At 32.9% G+C, this 24,286-nt stretch carries 26 protein-coding genes; 17 read left to right on the top strand and 9 right to left on the bottom strand.

Features of this window, described 5'->3' with window-relative positions; genetic code table 11:
• Positions 1–54 precede the first annotated feature (54 nt).
• From ACW5R3_RS08645 to ACW5R3_RS08635, 3 genes are all read left to right on the top strand, one after another.
• Positions 55–567, top strand: coding sequence for a hypothetical protein (locus ACW5R3_RS08645; protein ID WP_456576611.1), 513 nt, complete (start codon positions 55–57; stop codon positions 565–567).
• A 13-nt stretch (positions 568–580) separates the two neighbouring features.
• Entirely contained in the window at positions 581–1,285 is a 705-nt protein-coding gene (locus ACW5R3_RS08640; protein WP_456576610.1) for a hypothetical protein, read from the top strand.
• 145 nt (positions 1,286–1,430) lie between these two features.
• Positions 1,431–2,117, top strand: coding sequence for a sensor histidine kinase (locus ACW5R3_RS08635; RefSeq protein WP_456576609.1), 687 nt, complete (start codon positions 1,431–1,433; stop codon positions 2,115–2,117).
• On the opposite strand, the gene ACW5R3_RS08630 is transcribed toward ACW5R3_RS08635, so the two are convergent.
• The 4 genes from ACW5R3_RS08630 to ACW5R3_RS08615 all read right to left on the bottom strand — a co-directional run bounded on the left by ACW5R3_RS08630 (position 2,112) and on the right by ACW5R3_RS08615 (position 5,806).
• Positions 2,112–2,807, bottom strand: coding sequence for an RluA family pseudouridine synthase (locus ACW5R3_RS08630; protein ID WP_456576608.1), 696 nt, complete (start codon positions 2,805–2,807; stop codon positions 2,112–2,114). The two genes, ACW5R3_RS08635 and ACW5R3_RS08630, sit on opposite strands and share 6 nt — an antisense overlap.
• 68 nt (positions 2,808–2,875) lie before the next feature.
• Entirely contained in the window at positions 2,876–3,694 is an 819-nt protein-coding gene (panB, locus tag ACW5R3_RS08625) for a 3-methyl-2-oxobutanoate hydroxymethyltransferase (protein ID WP_456576607.1), read from the bottom strand.
• Positions 3,695–3,807: 113 nt separating this feature from the next.
• The gene (locus ACW5R3_RS08620; RefSeq protein ID WP_456576606.1) at positions 3,808–5,232 is read right to left on the bottom strand and encodes an L-serine ammonia-lyase; all 1,425 of its coding nucleotides are present in this window, start codon (positions 5,230–5,232) and stop codon (positions 3,808–3,810) included.
• A gap of 88 nt (positions 5,233–5,320) precedes the next feature.
• Positions 5,321–5,806, bottom strand: a complete 486-nt coding sequence (locus tag ACW5R3_RS08615) for a hypothetical protein (protein WP_456576605.1) — start codon at positions 5,804–5,806, stop codon at positions 5,321–5,323.
• Positions 5,807–6,004: 198 nt separating this feature from the next.
• Between ACW5R3_RS08615 and dnaK the strand changes: the two genes are divergently transcribed.
• The gene (dnaK, locus tag ACW5R3_RS08610; RefSeq protein ID WP_456576604.1) at positions 6,005–7,915 is read left to right on the top strand and encodes a molecular chaperone DnaK; all 1,911 of its coding nucleotides are present in this window, start codon (positions 6,005–6,007) and stop codon (positions 7,913–7,915) included.
• A 129-nt stretch (positions 7,916–8,044) separates the two neighbouring features.
• On the top strand, positions 8,045–9,007 hold the full coding sequence (locus ACW5R3_RS08605) for an NAD(P)H-dependent flavin oxidoreductase (RefSeq protein WP_456576603.1): 963 nt from the start codon (positions 8,045–8,047) through the stop codon (positions 9,005–9,007).
• On the opposite strand, the gene ACW5R3_RS08600 is transcribed toward ACW5R3_RS08605, so the two are convergent.
• Complete coding sequence (locus ACW5R3_RS08600; protein ID WP_456576602.1) at positions 9,004–9,654, bottom strand: alpha/beta hydrolase; 651 nt, start codon at positions 9,652–9,654, stop codon at positions 9,004–9,006. The genes ACW5R3_RS08605 and ACW5R3_RS08600 overlap by 4 nt on opposite strands.
• Positions 9,655–9,704: 50 nt before the next feature.
• Here ACW5R3_RS08600 and ACW5R3_RS08595 point away from each other — a divergent pair, with 50 nt between their 5' ends.
• From ACW5R3_RS08595 to ACW5R3_RS08575, 5 genes are all read left to right on the top strand, one after another.
• Complete coding sequence (locus ACW5R3_RS08595; protein ID WP_456576601.1) at positions 9,705–10,130, top strand: PaaI family thioesterase; 426 nt, start codon at positions 9,705–9,707, stop codon at positions 10,128–10,130.
• Between the two features lie 3 nt (positions 10,131–10,133).
• Positions 10,134–11,270 carry a chorismate-binding protein gene (locus ACW5R3_RS08590; RefSeq protein ID WP_456576600.1) on the top strand — a complete coding sequence of 379 codons (1,137 nt, stop codon included), beginning with the start codon at positions 10,134–10,136 and terminating at the stop codon, positions 11,268–11,270.
• Between the two features lie 50 nt (positions 11,271–11,320).
• Positions 11,321–13,012, top strand: a complete 1,692-nt coding sequence (menD, locus tag ACW5R3_RS08585; RefSeq protein ID WP_456576599.1) for a 2-succinyl-5-enolpyruvyl-6-hydroxy-3-cyclohexene-1-carboxylic-acid synthase — start codon at positions 11,321–11,323, stop codon at positions 13,010–13,012.
• A gap of 86 nt (positions 13,013–13,098) precedes the next feature.
• The gene (locus ACW5R3_RS08580; RefSeq protein ID WP_456576598.1) at positions 13,099–13,437 is read left to right on the top strand and encodes a DUF2853 family protein; all 339 of its coding nucleotides are present in this window, start codon (positions 13,099–13,101) and stop codon (positions 13,435–13,437) included.
• A gap of 131 nt (positions 13,438–13,568) precedes the next feature.
• Positions 13,569–14,402, top strand: coding sequence for a CvfB family protein (locus tag ACW5R3_RS08575; RefSeq protein WP_456576597.1), 834 nt, complete (start codon positions 13,569–13,571; stop codon positions 14,400–14,402).
• Here the strand turns inward: ACW5R3_RS08575 and ACW5R3_RS08570 are convergent.
• Both ACW5R3_RS08570 and ACW5R3_RS08565 read right to left on the bottom strand, forming a co-directional pair.
• Positions 14,399–14,824 (bottom strand): hypothetical protein, encoded by a 426-nt coding sequence (locus ACW5R3_RS08570; protein ID WP_456576596.1) that lies wholly within the window; start codon positions 14,822–14,824, stop codon positions 14,399–14,401. The genes ACW5R3_RS08575 and ACW5R3_RS08570 overlap by 4 nt on opposite strands.
• A 3-nt stretch (positions 14,825–14,827) precedes the next feature.
• Positions 14,828–15,946 (bottom strand): C1 family peptidase, encoded by a 1,119-nt coding sequence (locus ACW5R3_RS08565; RefSeq protein ID WP_456576595.1) that lies wholly within the window; start codon positions 15,944–15,946, stop codon positions 14,828–14,830.
• 51 nt (positions 15,947–15,997) lie between these two features.
• On the opposite strand from ACW5R3_RS08565, the gene ACW5R3_RS08560 reads away from it, so the two are divergent.
• From ACW5R3_RS08560 to ACW5R3_RS08545, 4 genes are all read left to right on the top strand, one after another.
• A complete protein-coding gene (locus ACW5R3_RS08560) occupies positions 15,998–16,837 on the top strand; it encodes a 1,4-dihydroxy-2-naphthoyl-CoA synthase (RefSeq protein WP_456576594.1) in 840 nt (279 codons plus the stop codon).
• Between the two features lie 9 nt (positions 16,838–16,846).
• On the top strand, positions 16,847–17,749 hold the full coding sequence (gene menA / locus ACW5R3_RS08555; protein WP_456576593.1) for a 1,4-dihydroxy-2-naphthoate octaprenyltransferase: 903 nt from the start codon (positions 16,847–16,849) through the stop codon (positions 17,747–17,749).
• A gap of 79 nt (positions 17,750–17,828) precedes the next feature.
• A complete protein-coding gene (locus tag ACW5R3_RS08550; RefSeq protein WP_456576592.1) occupies positions 17,829–18,506 on the top strand; it encodes a metal-dependent hydrolase in 678 nt (225 codons plus the stop codon).
• Positions 18,507–18,593: 87 nt separating this feature from the next.
• Positions 18,594–19,361: a GIN domain-containing protein gene (locus ACW5R3_RS08545; RefSeq protein WP_456576591.1), complete on the top strand. Its 768-nt coding sequence runs from the start codon at positions 18,594–18,596 to the stop codon at positions 19,359–19,361.
• Between the two features lies 1 nt (position 19,362).
• Here the strand turns inward: ACW5R3_RS08545 and ACW5R3_RS08540 are convergent, their stop codons facing one another.
• Positions 19,363–20,154: an SDR family oxidoreductase gene (locus tag ACW5R3_RS08540; protein ID WP_456576590.1), complete on the bottom strand. Its 792-nt coding sequence runs from the start codon at positions 20,152–20,154 to the stop codon at positions 19,363–19,365.
• A gap of 44 nt (positions 20,155–20,198) precedes the next feature.
• Positions 20,199–21,107: a sterol desaturase family protein gene (locus ACW5R3_RS08535; protein WP_456576589.1), complete on the bottom strand. Its 909-nt coding sequence runs from the start codon at positions 21,105–21,107 to the stop codon at positions 20,199–20,201.
• 59 nt (positions 21,108–21,166) lie between these two features.
• Between ACW5R3_RS08535 and ACW5R3_RS08530 the strand changes: the two genes are divergently transcribed.
• The 3 genes from ACW5R3_RS08530 to ACW5R3_RS08520 are packed head-to-tail and all read left to right on the top strand — an operon-like array spanning position 21,167 to position 24,274.
• Positions 21,167–22,201, top strand: coding sequence for an o-succinylbenzoate synthase (locus tag ACW5R3_RS08530; protein ID WP_456576588.1), 1,035 nt, complete (start codon positions 21,167–21,169; stop codon positions 22,199–22,201).
• A 32-nt stretch (positions 22,202–22,233) separates the two neighbouring features.
• The gene (locus tag ACW5R3_RS08525) at positions 22,234–23,193 is read left to right on the top strand and encodes a CPBP family intramembrane glutamic endopeptidase (protein ID WP_456576587.1); all 960 of its coding nucleotides are present in this window, start codon (positions 22,234–22,236) and stop codon (positions 23,191–23,193) included.
• A 7-nt stretch (positions 23,194–23,200) separates the two neighbouring features.
• Complete coding sequence (locus tag ACW5R3_RS08520) at positions 23,201–24,274, top strand: AMP-binding protein (RefSeq protein WP_456576586.1); 1,074 nt, start codon at positions 23,201–23,203, stop codon at positions 24,272–24,274.
• Positions 24,275–24,286 lie beyond the last annotated feature (12 nt).

Genomic DNA, 24,286 nt, shown 5'->3' with positions numbered 1-24,286 from the left:
TTTAATACATTCTTTTTTATACTTTTAAGGTCTATTAATCAATTATATTATAAAATGAAAAACCTGTCATTACTTATCATTGGGATAATAATAGGCGCCTTAGGGACCTATTATTTTTGCCCAAATTCGCCAGAAGATGAAGTGCTGCTTGGAAGTGCTGTAAAACCAAGTGGTGTTATTACAGCAGCAGAAGCAAAAGCTTTAGATATGGCATTCGATTCTAGACACCAGTTAATTAGCGATTCAATTGTTAATAAACCAGATAATAGGTCTGCATGGTGGTCTCTAGAAGACATTCAAAATTATTTAGAATATGCAGAAGACCAATCATCGGAATTAGGATATAAAATGGATGGTATCCGTTTGTATTTAGGAGCATATCCAAATACTGCAAAAGGTACAGTAGGCTATACAACTATGTTTTTTGTGCCAACAGGCGAACGTGTCGTTGCTGAAGGTTCAAGTGCGCCTTTTAAATTAAAGCGTAAGGGTGGTGATGTGCCAGGAGGCGACGGACTTAATATGGGAGGCTTAGGAGAGCCGCCAAGTATTAATTACCCACAATAATTATCTACAATTTTTGATTGAATTTTTATTAAATAATGCGTCCCTAATTAGTTTAGGGCTTGAAATTTTAGCAGCTGTAACAGGTCTTGTGTTTTTTTCTAAATACAAGCATACGGCTGCTAAATATTTTATATACTTCTTAGTTTATGTTGTTTTCTTTGAAGTAGTAGGTAGGTATACGCGTTTTATAAAAAACGATGGAGTTTTGTCTTTCCTTGAAAATACGTTATTAGAAAAAAATTATTGGTGGTATTCATTATGTTGGTTAATCTTAAGTGTTGCTTTCTATGGTTGGTATTATTTAAAAACTCTAACAAATAAAAACCATAAAAAAATATTAAAGTTCACCTTGTTCGGGTTTCTTATTTATGCTGTTTTAATTACTGTTTTGAATTGGGAAGCTTTTTTCAATACCAATTTTGTTTCTATTACTGTTTTTGGTGCTTTAATAATACTGCAGTGTGTGTTTTATTATTTTCTCGAAATTCTACAAAGCGATAAGATTCTAACCTTTTACAAATCCTTAAATTTTTATATTACCTGTTCCATATTAATTCTATGGTTAGTACAAACGCCATTAGTTTTTTTTGAACCTTATTTTGGAATTTTAGACATGGATTATGTGTATTTACGAAACTTTATAAACCTTAATATTATAGCTTTTATGTATTTATCTTTTACAATAGGGCTCGTCGTTTCAAACCCAAATTATGAATAAGCTATTAATTTTTATTTACCAAAACCCTATACATGTATCTACTTCAGCAGAGCGAAATTTGTTGATATATATGGTGTTTGTTTTATTTATAATATTCACTTTTTTCGTTGTGTTTTTTATAGTCTTTTTAAAGCGTAAAAATAAGATGATTCAAGATAAAATTAAGCTAGAACAAGCATTTCAAGATGAATTATCGGATACACAAATAGAAATTCAAGAGCAAACATTAAAGAATATTGGTCAAGAATTACATGATAACATTGGGCAGTTATTGTCTGTAGCTAATATGCAAATGAGCATCATGAATATGCAGGTAGATGAATCGTTAAGAGAGCAATTTACAGAAACTAAAAATGTAGTAAAAGATAGTTTAAGTGAAGTACGTGCACTTTCAAAATCTTTAAATAGTGATGTTATAGCTAACAGAGGTTTTCAGAAATCTGTTGAGAATGAGATAACGCGGATAAATAAATTACAATTATTACATGCTATTTTAGAAATTAATGGTGATGAAACCTTATTTAATAATTCTAAAGATAGTATTATCTTATTCAGAATTATTCAAGAATTTATATCCAATACTATTAAGTATGCTTCAGCAGCTAGTTTACTAGTGTCCTTAGATTATCAGGAGGGTCAGCTAGTAATACAAATTTCTGACGACGGAAAGGGGTTTGATGTTGAGTTGGCTGAAAAAGGTTCGGGTTTAATTAATATGAAAAATCGCGCCGATTTAATTCATGCTGATTTTAATTTAAATTCAGAATTAAATAATGGGACACAATTACAAATTATCTATACTTATCGTGAAGAGAATAGCTTAGTTTTATAAGCAGGCATCCCAAATTGGATTGCTAGGTAATGGGGCGATAACCTTAATAGTTTCTTTCGAAACGGGATGTACGAATTCTAGTTGTCTAGCGTGTAAACAAATACTACCATCTGGATTACTTCGTTTAAATCCATATTTTAAATCACCTTTTATAGGGCAACCAATACTAGATAATTGAACACGTATTTGATGATGACGTCCAGTTTCTAATGCCACTTCAATTAAGAAATAATTATCCAATTCTTTTAAAACTTGATATCTTAAAATAGCTTTTTTACTAGCTTCAGACTCCTTAGTAAATGCTGTAGATTTGTTGTTCTTAGGATTTTTTCGCAGCCAATGCATTAACCGGTCCGTTTGTTTTGGTGGTGTATTTTTTACTAAAGCCCAATATGTTTTTTGAGCCTCTTTATTGGCGAAAATTTTGTTTAACCTAGGTAAAGCTTTGCTAGTCTTAGCAAACATAACAAGTCCTGTTGTGGGTCTGTCTAATCTATGAACAACCCCAAGGTAAACATTACCTGGTTTATTGTATTTGTCTTTAATATAAGTTTTAACCACATCACTTAGTGGTGTATCTCCTGTTTTATCACCTTGAACAATATCTCCAGCTCGTTTATTTACAATAATTATATGATTGTCTTCATATAAAACTTGGAGGTTGTTTTTGTTTGATAGTGTTTTCGACATTAAATGATAAATACAGTTACACAATGGCTAACTTATTTAAATTGTTAGCAGTTTTTAGTGTTCAAAAATTAATATTGTTCCTCATCATTTGGAAAATCCATAGCTTTTACATCTTTATCATATTGAGAAATGGCCTGAGTCATTTCTTCAAATAAATTCATATAACGACGTAAGAAGCGCGGATTAAATTCATGTGTCATACCTATCATATCGTGTAGTACTAGAACCTGACCATCAACCCCTTTACCAGCACCAATACCAATTACTGGAATGCTAACACTTTTAGCAACCTCTTCAGCTAATTTAGCAGGTATTTTTTCTAAAACAATGGCAAAACAACCAGCTTTTTCAAGCATTAAAGCATCTTCTTTAAGTTTAGCAGCTTCTTGATCTTCTTTGGCACGTACTGTATAGGTTCCAAACTTATATATAGATTGTGGTGTTAATCCTAAATGCCCCATAACAGGAATACCTGCGTTTAATATTCGTTTAATAGAGTCTTTTACTTCTTTACCTCCTTCTAGTTTTACTGCATGACCACCACTTTCTTTCATAATTCTAATAGCCGAGCGTAAGGCTTCTTTAGGATCACTTTGGTAACTACCAAACGGTAAGTCAACAACTACCAATGCTCTGTCTACGGCACGTACAACTGAGGAAGCATGATAAATCATCTGATCTAAAGTTATTGGTAAAGTAGTTTCATGTCCAGCCATTACATTACTCGCAGAATCACCAACTAGAATAACATCTATACCAGCGCCATCTACAATTTTAGCCATAGTATAATCGTATGCTGTAAGCATAGATATCTTTTCACCTTTAGACTTCATATCTACCAAGGTTTTAACGGTAATTCGTTTGTATTGCTTTTTTGCGACTGACATATCTTTTGTTTAAAGTGTTTGTAAAATTAATAAATATAAAAGTGGTTCGTAAATGTTTTTTGATAATTGTATCATTTACTCTTAACGCGAAAGATAATGCGTTGTGTATGTTGTTAACAATCAGTTAAGTTAACACTTACAGCTAAACCTCCTTCACTAGTTTCTTTATATTTGGAATTCATGTCTTTAGCGGTTTCCCACATAGTATTAACTACTTTATCTAATGGTACTTTTACATTTTCTGGATCTGTATCTAAGGCAAGTTCAGCGGCGTTTATGGCTTTTATTGCTCCCATTGAGTTACGCTCTATACAAGGTACTTGAACGAGTCCTCCAATAGGATCACATGTTAAACCTAAATGGTGTTCCATGGCAATTTCAGCAGCTATTAATACCTGTTCTGGAGTACCTCCTAATAATTCACATAATGCTCCAGCCGCCATGGCAGAGGAGACCCCAATTTCTGCTTGACATCCACCCATTGCAGCCGAGATTGTTGCACCTTTTTTAAATATAGATCCAATTTCACCAGCGACTAATAAGAATTTTTTGATGTGTTCAAAATTTCCTTGATGATTTTCAATTACCAAATAATACATTAATACCGCTGGAATTACACCAGCACTTCCATTGGTAGGTGCTGTAACAACACGACCTAAGGAAGCATTAACTTCATTAACTGCTAAAGCGAAACAACTAACCCATTTTAAAATTTGGCGGAATTTAACTTCGGTATTTCTAATACTTTCTAACCAAGTTTGTGGTGAATCATAAGGAACATCATTCGATAGTTTTTGATGCGTATCAAACGCACGGCGTCTAACATTTAAGCCGCCGGGTAAATTACCTTCAGTATGGCAACCTACATACATACATTCTAGCATTGTATCCCAAACACGCTTAATTTCTATATCTATATTTTCTTCATCTCTAATAGATTTTTCATTTTCTAAAACAACACCAGAAATAGGTAAGTTTAGTTGTTGACAGTAATCTAATAATTTTACGCCATTTTCAATAGGATAGGGGAACGTACAATAAAATACAATCTTATTAGCTTTGGAATTCTCACGTTCTTCTTGCACAACAAATCCACCTCCAATAGAATAATAGTTAGTGTGATGCTTTTCGCCATCTATTGTTGCGGTAAATCGCATACCATTGGCATGAAAAGGTAAAAACTCTCTATTGAAAATAATATCAGTGTTTGGTTTAAAATCTAAAGTACGCTCATTATTAAGACGTAATGTATTGGTGTTTTTAATAGATGCTATTATAACATCAATGGTGTCTACAGGAATATATTCTGGGTCGGCACCACTTAATCCAAGCATTACAGCATAATCGGTAGCATGTCCTTTTCCTGTAAGTGATAATGATCCATATAAGTCAACACTTATATGTTCAACTTTATCAAATAAATTTTGACTTTTAAGGTCGGCAATCCAGCGCTCGGCAGCACGCCAAGGCCCAAGGGTGTGCGAACTAGAAGGTCCAACACCTATTTTTAGCATATCAAATACAGAAATACACTCCATTTACGAAATCGTTTTTTATGAAGGGCAAATATACATTTTAGTTTCTGATGTTTCTATGGAATATTAAAGGATATTAATGTATATAGACCTAGCGTTTTTCAAACTCAGTTATACCATATGAATCTATAACAACATCAATATTACTATAATCTTGTTTTCCAACATTGTCGGCAGGCACAACAACTACTCGGAATACTTGATTTCGGGTCCATGAATTATCCAATGTGTTAAAGTTAACGGTCCCATCTAAAAAGAAACGTACATCATTACGAGTGAAATCAAAATTATAAACTAATGTTCCATTATCAAACTCTGCAGTTTGAGGTAATAATCGCCAAATTTCTTGTCCATTACTAACTTCCCATAGAATATAAACTAAGGTAACATCGGAGGGATAGGTTGTAAAACCATAAGGTTCAAAAACTTCATAATTATTGTTTGGTGTAAAATCTAATTCAATCTCAAAAGCAGAAGCTACAATTAAACCACCATCATAACCAGGAGGTCCTTGAGGTCCTTCACAAGATAAAATGAATATAAAGCTTAGTAGTGTGAATAGTAATTTACGTTTCATAATGGCTTTTTTATTTCTTTAAAAATACAAATAATTAGTTGATTTAGGACTTTTTGCTATTATTTAACAGGTAAATATGACAAGGTGTCACATTTTTTGTCATGGCACAGTACTTGACTATTACACTTCGAAATTAAATAAGAACACAACATTTCCAATTAACCTTGGAAACTATAAATTTAAAGAAATATAACTATTATGAGTAAAATTATTGGAATCGATTTAGGTACAACTAATTCTTGCGTTTCTGTAATGGAAGGTAATGAGCCTGTTGTAATACCAAATGCAGAAGGTAAACGTACAACACCATCTGTAATCGCTTTCGTTGAAGGCGGTGAAATTAAAGTTGGTGACCCAGCAAAACGTCAAGCCGTAACAAACCCAACTAAAACGGTTTATTCTATTAAGCGTTTTATGGGTAATAAGTTTTCTGAATCATCAAATGAAGCAGAACGCGTACCATATAAAGTAGTAAAAGGTGATAACGATACACCACGTGTAGATATTGATGGTCGTTTATATACACCTCAAGAATTATCAGCAATGATTCTTCAAAAAATGAAGAAGACAGCTGAAGATTATTTAGGTCAAGATGTATCACGTGCAGTAATTACTGTACCTGCATACTTTAATGACTCACAACGTCAAGCAACTAAAGAAGCTGGTGAAATTGCTGGTTTAAAAGTTGAACGTATTATTAATGAGCCTACTGCAGCAGCATTAGCTTATGGTATGGACAAAAAAGGTACAGACCAAAAAATCGTAGTATTCGATTTTGGTGGTGGTACACATGATGTTTCTATCTTAGAATTAGGTGATGGCGTTTTTGAAGTATTATCAACAGACGGTGACACACATTTAGGTGGTGACGATGTCGATGAAAAAATTATTAGCTGGTTAGCTGATGAGTTTAAAGCAGACGAAGATATTGACTTACGTAAAGACCCAATGGCTTTACAACGTTTAAAAGAAGCTGCTGAAAAAGCGAAGATTGAATTATCATCTTCAGCTCAAACAGAAATTAACTTACCTTATGTAACGGCTACTGCTAGTGGACCAAAACACTTGGTACGTACATTAACACGTTCTAAATTTGAGCAGTTAATTGACGATTTAGTTAAGCGTACAATAGCACCATGTGAATCTGCTTTAAAAGCTGCAGGTATTTCAAAAAGTGATATTGACGAAGTTATCTTAGTAGGTGGTTCAACACGTATCCCTGCTGTACAAGAAGCTGTTGAGAAATTCTTCGGTAAAAAACCTAGTAAAGGAGTTAACCCTGATGAAGTTGTTTCTTTAGGAGCTGGTATCCAAGGTGGTGTATTAACAGGTGATGTAAAAGATGTGCTTTTATTAGACGTTACACCATTATCTCTTGGTATTGAAACTATGGGTAATGTTATGACTAAATTAATTGAAGCTAACACAACAATCCCTACTAAAAAATCACAAGTATTCTCTACAGCTGCTGATAACCAGCCATCTGTTGAAATTCATGTGTTACAAGGTGAACGTGCAATGGCAGCTGATAACAAAACAATTGGTCGTTTCCATTTAGATGGTATCCCACCAGCAAAACGTGGTACACCTCAAATTGAAGTAACGTTTGATATTGATGCGAATGGTATCATTAAAGTATCAGCTACAGATAAAGCGACTAACAAAACTCAAGATATTCGTATTGAAGCATCTTCAGGTTTAACAGAAGAAGAAATTCAAAAAATGAAAGCTGATGCTGAAGCAAATGCAGATGCCGATGCTAAAGCTAAAGAAACAGCTGATAAGTTAAACAGTGCTGATGCTATGATTTTCCAAACAGAAAGTCAATTAAAAGAATTTGGTGATAAATTATCGGATGATAAAAAACAACCAATTGAAGAAGCTCTTGAAGAGTTGAAAAAAGCTTTCGAAACAAAAGACATTGCTGTTATAGACCCTGCTTTAGAGAAAATAAATGAAGCGTGGAAAGTAGCAAGTGAAGAAATGTACAAAGCTCAAGCAGATGCTCAAGGTCAAGGTGCACCAGGTGCAGGACCAGAAGGTGATGCTGGAACAGATTCTAACGAAGGAAGCGACGTAGAAGATGTTGATTTCGAAGAAGTGAAATAAGTATAGTATAAGTCATTTGACTAAAATTATATATCAAAGCGTAATCTTAACAGATTACGCTTTTTTTATGTTTCTAATTAAAGTTATGCATGCATAATAAATATGTTATATTTGTAAAAAAGATACCCTATGAACACGAAACTTACTGAACTCCTAAAAATTGATAACCCCATAATTATGGCACCTATGTTTTTGGTGTCTAATACCGCTATGGTTATCGAAGGTATGAAAAGTGGTATCGCAGGTTGTATTCCCGCACTAAATTATAGAACTATAGATGAGCTTCGTAAAGCTATTAACGAACTAAAAGCTGCTAAATCTAAACTTCCTAGCGGTGTAAATGGAGCTTTTGGTTTTAATCTTATCGTTAATAAATCTAATGTAAAATATAGGGAGCAGTTACAAGTGATTTGTAAGGAAGGCTGCGATTTTATAATTACATCTTTAGGAAGTCCGGAAGAAACCATAAATGAAGCACATGCAGTTGGAATTAAAGTACTTTGTGATGTTACAGACTTACATTTTGCTAAAAAAGTAGAGCAGCTTGGCGCTGATGCAGCAATAGCTGTAAACAGTGAGGCAGGTGGCCACCGAGGAAATTTATCGCCAGAAGAATTAACGCATTTATTAAATAAAGAATTACAGATACCAGTTATATCTGCAGGAGGCGTAGGATGTAAGGCTGATATGGATTTGATGCTTAGTTATGGAGCTGCGGGTGTTTCAGTAGGCAGTCCATTTATTGCATCTGTTGAAGCAGGTGTTACAGAAGAGTATAAGCAAGCTTGTGTAACTTATGGCGCTAATGATATTGTTATGACCGAGCGTATTTCTGGAACGCCTTGTACGGTTATTAATACACCTTATGTACAAAAAATAGGAACCAAATCTTCAGGCTTAGAGAAAGTGTTAAACAAAAACAAAACTCTAAAAAAATGGGTTAAAATGATTCGTTTTTATATTGGAATGAAAGCAACAGAAAAGGCAGCTTTAAATGCAACATACAAGACGGTTTGGGTTGCGGGGCCAAGCATAGAACACACGAAAGCGGTTTTACCTACGCGCGATATCGTAGCAAATTTATTACGTTAAGGAATTATACCAAAGCTATTAATGATTTCTACATTAACAATATGTTTTCCCTTAAAAGGGATTATTTGCAAACGATTTTCAAAAAGTTCTTGAGCACGATTTGTTTCATAAATAATACGTTCGGCATTTAAATATTCGTCTTCTGTACCATAAATAAGGGAAACCTTGGTGTTTTTATTTAAATATTTAAAATCTTCAACTTTCAATTCTTTAGGGATTCCTCCAGAATGTAAAATTAATTGTGAACAATTAAGCTGACGTTTGGCGATGTATCGTGATGCTATGCTAACACCTTGAGAGTATCCCATTACAATTAAATTAAGGTGATTTGGTATGGATTCTGATTCCATAACAGCATCAATGTTTTGCAGTACATTAGCAGTTTCTTTTACAGTGTTTTCTTTTGTAAGCCAGCTAGCTCCAACATGTTTAAACTTTGGAGGCGTATAGTATTTACTTGGTGCCTGAGGTGCTATGATGTAATTTTCTTCTGCCGACAATCCTTGAAAATATCTTAAAAAATAGCGACTCAAATACCCCATGCCATGAAAAACAATCCATACATTTTTTGTGGTATCTGTTAACTTGTTTAACGTAGCGTAACTATTAGTAGTTTTATACGATATTTCCTTTTCTGTTAGATTCATTTGTTCAGGCTGTTTTGTACTTTTACACTTCTATTTTAAACACAGTAAATATGTCCATGTCTAAAGAAGCCAAACTTAAGGAAATCAATGCGGTTTGCAAAAACACCTTAATGGAAACCCTAGAAATAAGTATCTCAGATTTTGGGGACGATTTTCTAATAGCTAAAATGCCTGTTAACTCAAGGGTTTATCAACCAGATGGTGTATTGCACGGTGGCGCAACTGCTGCTTTAGCTGAAAGTGTTGGTAGTTTTGCTTCACATTTATTTACAAATGTAGCAGATGTGTTTGTGCGTGGTATTGAAATTACAGCGAACCATGTTAAAAGTGTTACAGACGGTCATGTATATGCTAAAGCAACGTTTTTACACAAAGGAAGAACCACACAGTTATTAGATATTCGGGTTACTGATGATGCGGATAATTTAATTTCTATTTGTCGCTTGTCAACTATTTCTCTGCCACGAAAAAAATAAATCATGATCTTTGTCGATTTTTTAAGTCAACTCCAAACGCAGTTAGATAATAATATGCCATTTGTTGCATATCGAAATCCAGGGGAACTGCAAATCTCATCTTTATTACAAATTAATGATACTATTTTTAAAACGGATGATTTTTCTGAAAGTGGATATGTATTTGCACCTTTTGATTTAAATAATGAGTCTATTTTAATTCCAAGTGATCAAGCATTAAGTATTAGTAGTGAAATTAATGAAGATGTAGATTTAGAGAATTACACAAATATTTTAAAAAGCGATAGTTCAGTTACAGAATTTTCATCTGAAAAAAAGCACATTAATCTTGTTGCCAAAGGAGTTGAAAAGATAGAAGGAGGTTTTTTCAAAAAAGTTGTCCTCTCCAGAGAAGAGGTGTTAGATTTAGCTGATGCAGATGCGCTAGCTATTTTTATGAGTTTGATAAAAACCTATCCATTAGCTTATGTTTATATATGGTTTCACCCTAAAGTGGGAATGTGGTTAGGAGCAACACCTGAAACGTTACTTAATATAGAAAACAAGCAATGTAAGACAATGGCTTTGGCAGGTACACAGATTTATAATGGTAAAGTGGACGTTACTTGGGGCGAGAAAGAGCTTGAAGAGCAAGATATTGTTACTAAATTCATCGTTTCAAGCTTAGAAAATAAACTTGATGGCTTAAAAACTTCAGCAGTTAAAACCATGAGAGCTGGTAATTTACTACACCTTAATACACAAATTACAGGACGGTTGAATCAAACAGACTCTAGCTTAAAAGAAATTATAAAATCATTGCACCCTACACCGGCTGTTTGTGGTTTGCCTAAAGCAGAAGCCAAAAAATTTATATTAGAAAATGAGAATTATAATAGGGCATTTTATACAGGTTTTTTAGGTGAATTGAATATGAAGAAGGTAACTTCTAGAAATACCAATCGCCGTAATGTTGAGAATAGTGCTTATGCTAGTATAAAAACGGTTTCTAATTTATTTGTTAATCTACGATGTATGCAACTAATGGGTAACCAAGCACACTTGTATATTGGAGGTGGAATAACTAAAGATTCATGCCCATCAAGCGAATGGGAGGAAACTGTAGCAAAATCCTTAACCATGAAAAAGGTATTACAATAGTTTTTTATCAGTCTGTTATTTGTTATTTTTACACTTAGATTTATTCTTACATGCAATACCCAAAAATACCGTTAGCACAGACTATCGTTCAGCTTTGTAAAGCTAAAAATATTCAACATATTGTTATTTCACCAGGGAGCCGAAGTGCACCTGTAACACTTGGTTTTACACATGATGATTATTTTACTTGTTATAGTGTTGTAGATGAGCGTTGTGCTGCTTTTTTTGCATTAGGCATTGCACAACAAATACAATATCCGGTTGCCATACTTTGTAGTTCAGGGAGTGCATTATTAAATTATTATCCAGCAATAGCTGAAGCTTACTTTAGCCATATTCCATTAGTTGTCTTATCTGCTGATAGACCAGAACATCTTATTGGTATTGGTGACGGACAGACTATTAATCAGCCTCATGTTTATCAGAACCATATTTTATACGAAGCTAATTTACAGTCGGCCATTAATCAAGAATTGGAATCAACGGAAATTCAGGAGGAAAATGAAAGTGAAATTAATTTAGCCCTAAATAAAGCCATTTCTAAATCGGGACCTGTACATATAAACATGCCTTTTCATGAGCCACTATATGAGTTAACTAATGAATTGCTGGTTAACCCAAAGGTTTTTGAAAGTGAACAAGAACCTAATAATGTTGCTGACTCTGTTTATGAAGCGTGTATAGATTTATGGAACAGTTCAACAAGAAAAATGATTTTAGTAGGAGTAAATCATCCCAATACTGTTGATGAAAAATGGCTTGAGATCCTAGTAAAAGATCCTAGCGTTATAGTTTTAACAGAAACGACATCTAATATTCATAATCCTGAGTTTTTTAATAGTATTGATACGTTAATAGCACCTTTAGAAACCGATGATTTTGAGGGTTTACAACCAGAAATTTTGATAACCTTTGGCGGCTTAATTGTATCTAAAAAGATAAAAGCCTTTCTAAGAACTTTTAAACCAAAATCACATTGGCACATTGATGAAGATTATGCTAATGATACTTTTTTCTGTTTAGATAAACATATAACAACCACTCCAAACACGTTTTTTAAAACGTTTTTACCTCAAGTATCAAATACTATAATAAGTAACTACAAAGATACTTGGCAAGAGGTTAAAGCCTATAGAAAAGATAAGCAATTTAAATACTTAAATAAAATAGCGTATAGTGATTTTCAGGTTTTTGAAACTTTAATAAAATCATTGCCATTACAAACGGTATTACAACTAGGTAATAGTTCAACCATACGTTATGCACAGTTATTTGAAATACCAAAGTCTATACAGGTGTTTTGTAATCGCGGGACCAGCGGAATTGATGGGAGTACATCAACAGCAATTGGAGCAGCAGTAACTCAAAACAAGCAAACTATTTTTATTACTGGAGATTTGAGTTTCTTTTATGATAGTAATGCGCTATGGAATAATTATATACCTAATAACTTCAGGTTGGTTATTATTAACAATCAAGGTGGTGGTATTTTTAGAATATTACCAGGGAATAAGGATTCAGATAATTTTGAGAACTTTTTTGAAACCAAACATCAGTTAACAGCAGAACATTTAGCTGCTATGTATGGATTTCAATATCATAAAACTACTAACTTACAAGAATTAAACGATAACCTCGAAACGTTTTATGCACCCTCTGAGCAACCTAAAATTTTAGAGATTTTTACTCCTCGGGCAGAAAATGATAAAGTGTTACTTAATTACTTCAGCTATATTAAGTAATGCTTAAATTACAGCTTATAATTTTTAAAATTCCTATTTTTTGAGTAAATTGAAGCAGTAATTAATCATTAATAAAGAATAACAAAATGAGTAAAAGAGACGACTTAATAGCTAAGTATGCTGCCGATTTAAAAGATAAAGTAGGTGTAAGCCCAGATATGGACTTATTAACTAAAGTAACAATTGGTTGTGGGCCATCTATTTATAATGCAGATGCATCTACAGTTTCTGGATCAGATGCTTCGGAATTAGCAACAGTAAAGAATAATTTTTTAATTAAAAAATTAGGTTTAACTGAAGGTCCTGAATTAGATAAAGGTTTAGAAGAGGTGTTAGAAGCCTATGGAAAATCTAACCGTAACAAATACAGAGCAGTAGTATACTACTTATTAACTAAGCATTTCAAAAAAGAATCTGTATACTAGATTTTATTTACAAGATAAAAAAAGCCACTTGATGTGGCTTTTTTTTATACCAAAGAATCACACAATTAATCTTGTTTGAAATCAAAAAAATTGGATGCATATTGTATCCTATAAAATACTACCTTTGCAAAATGATAAAAATAGGAGAATTTAATACATTAGAAATCATCCGGGAAACAGAACCTGGATTATTCTTAGAAGATAACGAAGGTAATGAAGTGTTATTACCAAATCGATATGTACCTGAATCATTTAAAATTTGGGAAAAGATTGATGTATTTGTCTATTTAGATAATGAAGAACGTTTAGTTGCTGTAACAGACAAACCTTATATTCAGCGAGGAGATTTTGCTTTATTACGCTGTAATGCTGTTACAGAATTTGGAGCCTTTTTAGATTGGGGAATGGTTAAGGAACTATTTTGTCCGTTTAAAGAACAGGCTTTCAAAATGAAAAAAGGAGGATGGTATTTAGTTTACTGTTTTCTTGATGAAGAAAGTAATCGTTTGGTGGCCTCTAGTAAAACCAATCAGTTTTTAGATAATAAAGAACTTACCGTAGAGCCTTTTGAAGAAGTAGATTTGATTGTTTCTCATCCATCTGATATGGGGATGAATGTAATTATCAATAAAAAACACCTAGGTTTAATATTTAATGATGATATTTTTCAAGATTTATCAGTAGGTGATAGACTTAAAGGTTATGTAAAGAAAATACGTCATGACAATAAAATAGATATTGTTCTAGGGAAAGTAGGATATCGTAGTATTGAGCCAAATGCCGATGCTATTATGAAAGCTCTCCAAGATCATGGTGGGTATTTAGACTTAAATGATAAATCTGATCCTGAAGCCATAAAAAGTGTCTTACAGATGAGTAAGAAAAGTTTTAAAAAGGCAATAGGAACACTATACAAGCAAAAACTTATAGAAATTAAGGAAGACGGTATTTATTTAAAAGATTAATTTTTAGCAGCTTCTACCTTTAATAATAACCATTTTTCTGCAGTTTTTAAATCAGGGAAAAGCTGTCTGTTTATTTTTTTGAAAAAGTAATTCTCTAATTCAAAATTAATACTCAAACTACTATCCCAAGTAACTACAGCTGTAGCAACTAGGTTTTTTAATTCATTTTCTAACTTAAAAGCATCGCTCGGTACTGTCGTAAAATGGTTGGTTTTATTAACTATAAGACCAAATGGCTTATGTATTGGATAAAAAGTTTGACTAAGCCTAATAATCGTTCTCACAACAGGGATTGATACATGTGTATTCTCAGCATATTCTATTAATGCAAAGTCATCATAAAAGTATAAGTCACCTATTTTGAGTTGATAGTATTTACGAGGTTTAGATTGTAGGTTTTGGTGAATAGGGGATTTGGACATTAATTATAAATTAAAATTCTTTTTTATTGATTTTGGTAACGCATCCTTATGTATCATAATAGATATCGTTTTTAAACGCATATAAGCTTCACTCATATAGATATATCCGTTATTAGCTACACGGCTGTCATCGGAACCCCAAGAGTTTTTAACTTTATAATATACGGTGCCATTCTGATCTTTTAGCATGCCTGTAATGTGCATTAAATGATCGTCGGTTGTATTATAGTTCTCAAATTCTTGTTGTCTATATTCTGGTGTTATAACTTTCTCTGGACGCACACTTATAATGGCTTCAGCAGCTTTAGTTTCGTTTTCAGGGATAACCACTATACCATGTTTTGCAGAGAATGTTTTTTCGCTTACATCACAATCTAATTCAACTGAAAATCCATTTTCCAAAGCGTTATTTATAGTTTGTATTAGCTCATCTAATGGTACATTGTAAAAACTTCCATTAGAAAAATTATCAGGAATATTTAAGATGAATTCTGAGTAAAAAGGCTTATGTATGAATGATGTAATGCTCAAGTAATCAGAAGGTTTAATGTTAGTCATTTCAAGAAATGATTTAGGCGTGTAGTTGTTGCCTTCATATGTAAATTCCGTGATATCATCACCTAAATATGTGTCTAACGTACGGTCTACAACACTTTGCCATTTTGGAGATAAACTACGACCTGGGTTATCAATATAAACATCCAATAATCCTTTTAAAACTGCAACCATTTCTGAATGATTATGACTTGTGCTTTGAGCATCTAAACCGCTATAAACAGATTGCGGAACTAAGCCATATTCAGATACACTGTTCATTACATCATGCGCTAAACCACCTTCACTAAACTGAGCTTTGCCTTGGCGCATAACATAATTCCATGCTTTTTTAGGATAAGTATGACGGACTTGAAACATTTCAGAAATATCAATTTGTTTTCCCGTTAAGCGTATAATCTCACTTTCTAAAAATGAAGAAGTAGAAAAACTCCAGCAAGTCCCTGTGTTACCTTGACTTATTACAGGAGTCGCATCTAAATCTATTATAGGTTCAAAGGCGTAGCTTTGAGAATATCCGAATGAATACGAGAAAAAAGCTATGAATAAAATTAGAATATTCTTCATGTGACTAAATTGTTAGATAAATAATAATTATTTTTGGCAAAAATAAAAAAAATGAGTGTAGCAAACTGGAAAACAGTTAAAGAATATGAAGATATTACCTATCAAAAATGTGATGGTGTAGCTCGTATAGCCTTTAACCGCCCTGACGTAAGAAATGCCTTTCGTCCAAAAACAACAAGTGAATTGTACGATGCATTTTATGATGCCAATGAAGACGTTAATATTGGTGTTGTATTGTTAAGTGCAGAAGGTCCTTCATCTAAAGATGGTATTTGGAGCTTCTGTTCTGGTGGCGACCAAAAAGCTAGAGGACACCAAGGTTATGTTGGAGAGGATGGCTATCACCGTTTGAATATATTAGAGGTTCAACGATTAATTCGTTTTATGCCTAAAGCGGTTATTGCTGTTGTTCCGGGATGGGCAGTAGGTGGAGGCCATAGTTTGCATGTGGTGTGTGATTTAACATTAGCGAGTAAAGAACATGCTATTTTTAAACAAACAGATGCCGATGTAACTAGTTTTGATGGAGGCTACGGTTCTGCTTATTTAGCTAAAATGGTGGGACAGAAAAAAGCTCGAGAAATTTTCTTTTTAGGAAGAAATTATTCAGCTCAGGAAGCTTACGAAATGGGTATGGTTAATGCCGTTATTCCTCATGCGGAATTAGAAAATACGGCTTATGAATGGGCGCAGGAAATTCTAGCAAAATCACCAACATCTATAAAAATGTTAAAATTTGCAATGAATTTAACTGATGATGGTATGGTTGGACAACAAGTTTTTGCTGGAGAAGCGACGCGTTTAGCTTACATGACAGAAGAAGCAAAAGAAGGCCGTGATGCGTTTTTAGAAAAGCGTAAGCCAAATTTTCCAAAAAAATGGATCCCTTAAAATAGCTGTATGCCATCAATTAAACATTGGGTGTCTGCGGCACGAGTCCGTACATTACCATTATCGCTTTCAGGTATTATTATAGCTTCTTGCTTTGCCGCTTATAATGGTTTTGTTAATTGGGCAATTTTTAGTTTAGCCATATTAACAACTCTAGCGTTACAAGTACTTTCAAATTTTGCCAACGATTATGGCGATGGGGTGAAAGGTACCGATAACCATGAACGAATAGGCCCTGTTAGAGCGCTTCAAAGTGGAGCAGTAACAGCTAAGCAGATGTATCGTGCCATGAAGCTAAATATAGTTGTTATAATAGCGTTAGTAATCCTTTTACTTTATTCAGCTTTTGGAACGGAGCACCTACTTAAAACACTTATATTTATGGTTTTAGGTGGTTTTGCCGTTTATGCTGCAGTAAAATATACTGTTGGTAAATCAGCTTATGGTTATAAAGGTTTAGGTGATGTTTTCGTTTTTGTTTTCTTTGGAATTGTAAGCGGATTTGGAACTTATTTCTTGTACGCGCTACAAATAGATCATGTTATAATCCTTCCTTCTTGTACCATTGGGTTGTTAAGTGTGGCAGTTTTAAACTTAAATAACATGCGTGATATCAATTCGGATAAAAACGCTAATAAAATAACAGTTGCAGTTAAATTAGGTTTAGAAAAAGCGAAGTTATATCATTATTTTCTAATTGGTGGTGCAATTGTTTTATCATTAATATTTGCCATTTTATACTATGTGTCTCCTTATAATTTAATCTTTATGGTTATATATCTTCCACTAGTAAAACACCTTATTTATGTTCAGAAAACCAAAGAACCTTCTTTATTAGATTCTGAATTAAAGAAAGTTGCTATTTCTACTTTTATTCTAGCTGTATTAATGGGAGTTGGCTATATTTTATAATTTATTTATTACTTCTGATTTTCTGTAATAGTTTAAGATTTTGTATTTTTCAATACATAAATTTTAAACTATTACTTTAATGAAAATTACATTTTACGGTCACGCCAGTTTAGGAATCGAAATGGCTGGCATTCATATACTTGTTGATCCGTTTATTACTGCAAATGAAAAGGCTTCTCATATAGATATTGATACTTTAAAAGCCGACTATATTTTACTAACTCATGCGCATCAGGACCATATTTTGGATGTAGAAGCTATTGCTAAACGCACTAACGCTGTTATTGTTTCTAATTTTGAAATTGTTAACTATTATCAAAACTTAGGTTTTGAAGGTCACCCGATGAATCATGGAGGCTCTTGGGATTTTAATTTTGGTACCGTTAAATATGTAAACGCCATTCATACGTCATCATTCCCTGATGGTACTTACGGAGGTCAACCAGGTGGGTTTGTTATCGAAACTGCTAATAAAAATATTTATATAGCTGGAGATACTGCTTTAACAATGGATATGAAACTGATACCGTTGCGTACAAAACTCGATTTAGCTATTTTACCAATTGGAGATAATTTTACAATGGGTGTGGCAGATGCTATTTTAGCTAGTGATTTTGTAGCATGTAATCAGGTGTTAGGATACCATTTTGATACATTTGGATATATTGAAATTAATCATGATGATGCTATTCGTCAATTTTCTGAAAAGAATAAAAGCCTTAAACTGCTTGAAATAGGAGAATATTTAGAGTTATAAATAACTTTTTTTAGATTTTTTAACTACAAAGTGTAACAATACCATTTGTGCTTTGTCTTTAATATTATACAAATCCAAATTTGAGTTATGAAAACTATCTTTAAAAATTGTAATATTTATGTTGTTTTGGTTATGCTATTTATCGGTATGATAAGTATAAATAATGTGCAAGCACAAAACAAAACATTTGAAGTGAAACACTTTGATAAGGTAGTCGTTAGTCCGCATTTAGAAGTGACATTTATAGCCGGAACAAAAGAATCGGTTATTGTTGAAATGTTAAGCGAATCACTTGAAGAGATTAATGTTGTTGTTAAAAATAAAAGACTACAAATCTATTTAGATGACGCAAAAATCATTACCAAAAAGGATGTAGAAAAAAGTCAAAACAATCATAATTATGATGCCTATAATGGTACTGTTGCCAAAATAACAGTATATTATAAAAAAGTGAAATCATTTTCTCTTCGAGGTGAAGAACGATTCCTGTTTAGTAACGCTATAGTTTCAGATAATATGAGTTTTGATATTTATGGTGAATCTCAAGTAACGATGAAAGATGTTACGCTTAAAGACTTAAAGATTTCAATTTATGGAGATAGTTATATTCTTATTGAAAATGGAAGTATAGAAAACCAACGAATAATAGGTTATGGTGAGAGCCGTGTGGATTTAATCGATGTTAACAATAAAGAGACTAAAATTACTGCTTATGGTGATGGAAGTTACCAATGTAATGTTTCTGACGTCCTTAAAATTGTTTCGTATGGGGAGCCAACAATTGCTTATAAAGGAAATGCTAAACTTAACCAAGGTTTATCTATTGGGGAAGTTAATATCATAAAAATTAATTAGATTATCGTACAATACTTCTTAAGGTAAACCAATGTAGAAACTTCGGAAAATAACGTTTTAAGTAAACGCCTAAGATTTCTTTTTTCCCAATATATACTTCAAATTTCTTTTTATAAATGGCTTTCAGCATACGTTTGGCAAAGACGGAAACTGGAAGCCCTTTTTCTGTGGCATCATCTTGTGAGTGCTGTAATGAGCCATCTCCAGTTAAAGCATTTCTACCAATATTAGTGTTTACAAAACCTGGGCAAACTAATGTTACCAAAACACCATCGGTTTCATGTTCTAATCGTAATGCATCAAAATAACCATGTAATGCATGCTTTGCACCACAATAACCTGAACGATAAGGCGATGCGAATTTCCCCATTAAACTCGTTACCGTTACAAAATGACCAGATTGTTGCTTAATGAAATAGGGAAGTAGTGCTTTAGATAAGGCTACGGGACCTAAATAGTCTATTTCTATAAGTTTTTTAACTACTGAAATACTAGTGTCTTTTATTAGTGAACGTTGACTTATACCACCATTATTGATAAGTATATCAATATGATTAAAGAAATTATATGCTTGTCTCACCAAGTCATCCATTTCCTCATAATCGGCTAAATTAAATGCTAAACAGGCTATGTTTTCAGGTTTAGGACAAGACTTTTTTATTAATTCTAAATCTTTTAACTGTCTAGATGAAATAATTAAATTACAGTCTTGCTTAGCTAGTAACTCAACTAATGCTTTTCCAATACCGCTCGAGGCTCCAGTAATCCAAATGGTTTTACTTTTGAAATTCATAATTTAATCATGTTTAAGGATTTATTAGTTGCTGTATTAAGCTATTAAGGTTGTTTCGTAGTCTTAATCTGATTATCAAGCCATTCTTTTCGTAGTTCGTGACTTCGTTTTCTTGAATTGTCATGAGACCATCCCGGAGGTTTTATAAGGTATTGAATGCGTGTTTTAATAGGTTTTTTTCCAGTGAAAGCATCTTTAAAAAGGTTACGCCATTCTAAGAACGCAATTTTAACAGGGTTATATGTGTCTATATTGTGAACTAAACCATATTGTACTTTTTCGGATTCTATTTCAGGTTGAAATGTTCCAAATAATTTATCCCATATAATTAAAATTCCGGCATGATTCCGATCTAAATATAAAGGGTTACTTCCGTGATGCACTCGGTGATGCGAAGGCGTATTCATTACAAACTCAAACCAATTAGGCATTCTTTTTATAGTTTCAGTATGAATCCAAAATTGATATAATAAACTAATAGCCATTTGTAGAATTATCATAGCAGGATGAAAGCCAACCAATGGCATCCAACACCAAAATATAAATGTATAAAAACCACCTGTCCAAGTTTGTCGTAATGCAGTGCTTAAGTTATAATGTTTTGAGGAATGATGAACCACATGAGATGCCCAAAATAAACGACACTCATGAGATATACGATGAAACCAATAGTAAGAAAAATCATCTGCTATAAAAATTAGAATAAAACTCCACCATGTAACTGGAATAGTGAACAGGCGTAAATTATTATATATTCCATATAACGCTAATAATACTAAGGCTTTGGTTAGAAAACCAATAAAGACGTTACCCAAACCCATTGTTATTGAGGTTAACGCATCTTTAACTTCGTAGGTTTTAATTTGTTGTTTTGTAGCGACATACATTTCTAACAGCATACCAATAATAAAAACAGGAATTGCAAAATGTATTATGTTAGGAAATTCAGGCATCTTGATTAGGTTTGAATGTGTAAAATACAAAATAAAATGAGTACTTTTGAAAGTACTATATGAAAGCAAATTATTATAAATATATACTGAATTTTAAACAGCCTAGCGGTACTTCGCGAGGCATATTGAAAACAAAAGAAACGTGGTTTTTACGCATAGAAAGTAATGGCAAACAAGGCGTTGGAGAATGTGGTATTCTTAGAGGGTTAAGTGCCGATGATGTACCAAATTACGAAGAACAGTTAGCTTGGGTATGTAATAATATAAACTTAGGTTTTGAAACTCTTTATAAACGTTTAGCTGCATTTCCGAGTATACAATTTGGATTAGAAATTGCTTTTAAATCGTTACACTCAGATGGTATGTATAATTTATTTCCATCAGATTTTACAACAGGTAAATCAGCAATTCCAATTAATGGACTTATTTGGATGGGTACTGAAAAATTCATGAAGCAGCAAATTCAAGATAAAATAGAAGCTGGGTTTACATGTATAAAAATGAAAATTGGTGCTATAGACTTTGATACCGAATGGGCGTTATTAAAAGCAATAAGAAATGAGTTTTCAGAGAAAGACATAGAACTACGTGTTGATGCTAACGGTGCGTTTTCGGAAACAGAGGCTCTTGAAAAATTAAAACGTTTATCCGAATTAAAGTTGCATTCTATTGAGCAACCTATAAAAGCAAAGCAGGTAGACTGTATGGCTAATTTATGTGATAAAACACCACTGCCAATTGCTCTTGATGAAGAACTAATAGGTGTCTTTGATTCCTCTGAACAGCAAAAATTATTACAAACTATAAAACCACAGTATATTATATTAAAACCAAGTTTTGTAGGAGGTTGGCAAGGAAGCTTACAATGGATAGAATATGCGGATAAGCATAATATAGGATGGTGGATTACTAGTGCATTAGAAAGTAATATTGGATTAAATGCTATAGCACAGTGGACTTATACCTTAAATAGTGCTATGCCTCAAGGTTTAGGTACAGGTAGTCTATTTACAAATAATTTTGATAGTCCTTTAACGGTAAAAAACGGAGGACTACATTATGTACCTCATACTGATTGGAATTTTAGCCTTTAAAATAATTATTTAAAAAATATTAAATTAAGTTTATGTATATAAATCAAGCATACAAAGGGTTTCATGAATGGTGGCGTTATATTTTAGGAACGCTTGTGATAGTTATGGCTGTAATTATAGGTCAATTACCATTAACAGCAGCTGTATTTATTAAATCTATGGCTAATGGCGATAGCTTTATGGAGATGAGTGAAACCGATTTATTGGGGCTTTTGGAGCCTAATTTGAATCTGTTTCTAATGTTGTTGACTTTTGCTGTTGGACTTTTAGGTATATTTTTAGTAGCTAAATATATTCATAATCAGCCTTTAGTGGCACTCTCAACATCGCGACCAAAATTAGATTGGAAACGCTTTTGGTTTGCTTTTATAACTTGGGGGATTATTTCAGTAGGGTTTATTTTTATGGATTATTTTTCAAACCCAGATACGTATGTCTTGAATTTCAAACCAATTCCATTTTTAATTTTATGTCTTGTAGCTATCATTATGATTCCCCTGCAAACTAGTTTTGAAGAATATTTGTTTCGTGGGTATTTTATGCAAGGTATTGGTGTAATTACTAAATCAAAATGGATTCCGCTATTAACTACATCTTTAGTTTTTGGGTTGTTACATATAACAAATCCAGAGGTTAAACAATTGGGGTATATCATTATGGTTTACTATATTGGTACAGGGTTGTTTCTAGGTATTATTACTTTAATGGATGAAGGGTTGGAATTAGCCCTCGGATTTCACGCAGCAAATAATCTATTTACAGCTTTATTGGTAACAGCAGATTGGACTGCTTTTCAAACGCATTCTATTTTTAAAGATACATCATTACCTGAAACGGCTAGTTTTATGGAAATATTTATGCCTGTTTTTGTCGTATTTCCTATAATCACCTATGTGTTTTCTAAGAAATATAAATGGCATAATTGGCAAGATAAATTATTTGGAACTGTTGAAGAGCCAATGAAATCATCTAGTAACTTAACAAATAATTAAAAAATTTATGGGAACCGTAATATACACTAAAGTACATAACCACTTTAAACTTAATAATTTTCATTACTCAAGGAAAGGGTTAAAAGAAGTCGCTTATAGTTATATAAAAGAAGGTGCTCATTTTGAAGTTGCTATTGGTCAGTTTTTATTAGATTGGTTAGATACAAGTACCACTATTTCTGTAAAAACATCGGGATCAACAGGAAAACCTAAAACCATTAATGTTTCTAAACAAGCAATGGTAAATTCGGCTTTAACAACTGGAGATTTTTTTAATTTAAAGCCCAAAGATCGTGCTTTAATGTGTTTGCCTGCAGAAACTATAGCAGGTAGAATGATGCTAGTTAGAGCTATAATTTTAGGACTGAATTTAGATGTTGTTCCTCCCAAGATTCAATTAGAAATTAACCCAAGTAAAACCTACCAATTTGCAGCAATGATTCCTATGCAGTTGCAAGAAAATTTAGATTTACTAACATCTATTCAAACTATAATTGTAGGAGGTGCTCCAGTTTCAAATACATTACAGAATAGTATTCAAAATATAACATCGGAAGTTTTTGAAACTTATGGTATGACTGAAACAGTAAGCCATATAGCTGTAAAACAAATTAACAATTTTGAATGTGATGATGATGCTTGTTCATTTTTTCAAGTGTTACCTGGAATTACTATATCTCAAGATGAAAGAGGGTGTTTGGTAATTGAAGCCAGTAAGCTTACGGAAGATAAAATAGTAACTAATGATGTTGTGAAATTACACGGAGAATTAGTTTTTGAATGGTTAGGACGAATAGACAATGTTATTAATTCGGGAGGCGTAAAAGTACACCCAGAAGTTATTGAAACGCATTTGAATAAATTTTTAAACTCACGTTATTTTGTTGCTGGATTGTCAGACACTACTTTAGGAGAGCGTGTAGTATTAGTTATAGAAGGGGAGTTAAAAGAGCTACCTAAAGATGTGTTTTCGGGTTTAAAAAAGCATGAAATACCTAAGGATGTGTTTTTTGTAAAACAGTTTTCGGAAACTAATTCAGGAAAAATACAGCGAAAAAAGACACTTAACTCAATCAAATAGCCCATTCACTAA

The sequence above is a fragment of the Algorimicrobium bowmanii genome, from assembly GCF_054031195.1.
Note: the sequence above shows the minus strand (reverse complement) of the source record. Positions and strands in the feature narration are given on the sequence as shown.

Bases quoted from the DNA above. Each gene is read 5' to 3' on its own strand.
- ACW5R3_RS08645 (WP_456576611.1), top strand. From the start codon at position 55: ATGAAAAACCTGTCATTACTTATCATTGGGATAATAATAGGCGCCTTA.
- ACW5R3_RS08635 (WP_456576609.1), top strand. From the start codon at position 1,431: ATGATTCAAGATAAAATTAAGCTAGAACAAGCATTTCAAGATGAATTA.
- ACW5R3_RS08630 (WP_456576608.1), bottom strand. From the start codon at position 2,807: ATGTCGAAAACACTATCAAACAAAAACAACCTCCAAGTTTTATATGAA.
- panB (WP_456576607.1), bottom strand. From the start codon at position 3,694: ATGTCAGTCGCAAAAAAGCAATACAAACGAATTACCGTTAAAACCTTG.
- ACW5R3_RS08620 (WP_456576606.1), bottom strand. From the start codon at position 5,232: ATGGAGTGTATTTCTGTATTTGATATGCTAAAAATAGGTGTTGGACCT.
- ACW5R3_RS08615 (WP_456576605.1), bottom strand. From the start codon at position 5,806: ATGAAACGTAAATTACTATTCACACTACTAAGCTTTATATTCATTTTA.
- dnaK (WP_456576604.1), top strand. From the start codon at position 6,005: ATGAGTAAAATTATTGGAATCGATTTAGGTACAACTAATTCTTGCGTT.
- ACW5R3_RS08605 (WP_456576603.1), top strand. From the start codon at position 8,045: ATGAACACGAAACTTACTGAACTCCTAAAAATTGATAACCCCATAATT.
- ACW5R3_RS08600 (WP_456576602.1), bottom strand. From the start codon at position 9,654: ATGAATCTAACAGAAAAGGAAATATCGTATAAAACTACTAATAGTTAC.
- ACW5R3_RS08595 (WP_456576601.1), top strand. From the start codon at position 9,705: ATGTCCATGTCTAAAGAAGCCAAACTTAAGGAAATCAATGCGGTTTGC.
- ACW5R3_RS08590 (WP_456576600.1), top strand. From the start codon at position 10,134: ATGATCTTTGTCGATTTTTTAAGTCAACTCCAAACGCAGTTAGATAAT.
- menD (WP_456576599.1), top strand. From the start codon at position 11,321: ATGCAATACCCAAAAATACCGTTAGCACAGACTATCGTTCAGCTTTGT.
- ACW5R3_RS08580 (WP_456576598.1), top strand. From the start codon at position 13,099: ATGAGTAAAAGAGACGACTTAATAGCTAAGTATGCTGCCGATTTAAAA.
- ACW5R3_RS08575 (WP_456576597.1), top strand. From the start codon at position 13,569: ATGATAAAAATAGGAGAATTTAATACATTAGAAATCATCCGGGAAACA.
- ACW5R3_RS08570 (WP_456576596.1), bottom strand. From the start codon at position 14,824: ATGTCCAAATCCCCTATTCACCAAAACCTACAATCTAAACCTCGTAAA.
- ACW5R3_RS08565 (WP_456576595.1), bottom strand. From the start codon at position 15,946: ATGAAGAATATTCTAATTTTATTCATAGCTTTTTTCTCGTATTCATTC.
- ACW5R3_RS08560 (WP_456576594.1), top strand. From the start codon at position 15,998: ATGAGTGTAGCAAACTGGAAAACAGTTAAAGAATATGAAGATATTACC.
- menA (WP_456576593.1), top strand. From the start codon at position 16,847: ATGCCATCAATTAAACATTGGGTGTCTGCGGCACGAGTCCGTACATTA.
- ACW5R3_RS08550 (WP_456576592.1), top strand. From the start codon at position 17,829: ATGAAAATTACATTTTACGGTCACGCCAGTTTAGGAATCGAAATGGCT.
- ACW5R3_RS08545 (WP_456576591.1), top strand. From the start codon at position 18,594: ATGAAAACTATCTTTAAAAATTGTAATATTTATGTTGTTTTGGTTATG.
- ACW5R3_RS08540 (WP_456576590.1), bottom strand. From the start codon at position 20,154: ATGAATTTCAAAAGTAAAACCATTTGGATTACTGGAGCCTCGAGCGGT.
- ACW5R3_RS08535 (WP_456576589.1), bottom strand. From the start codon at position 21,107: ATGCCTGAATTTCCTAACATAATACATTTTGCAATTCCTGTTTTTATT.
- ACW5R3_RS08530 (WP_456576588.1), top strand. From the start codon at position 21,167: ATGAAAGCAAATTATTATAAATATATACTGAATTTTAAACAGCCTAGC.
- ACW5R3_RS08525 (WP_456576587.1), top strand. From the start codon at position 22,234: ATGTATATAAATCAAGCATACAAAGGGTTTCATGAATGGTGGCGTTAT.
- ACW5R3_RS08520 (WP_456576586.1), top strand. From the start codon at position 23,201: ATGGGAACCGTAATATACACTAAAGTACATAACCACTTTAAACTTAAT.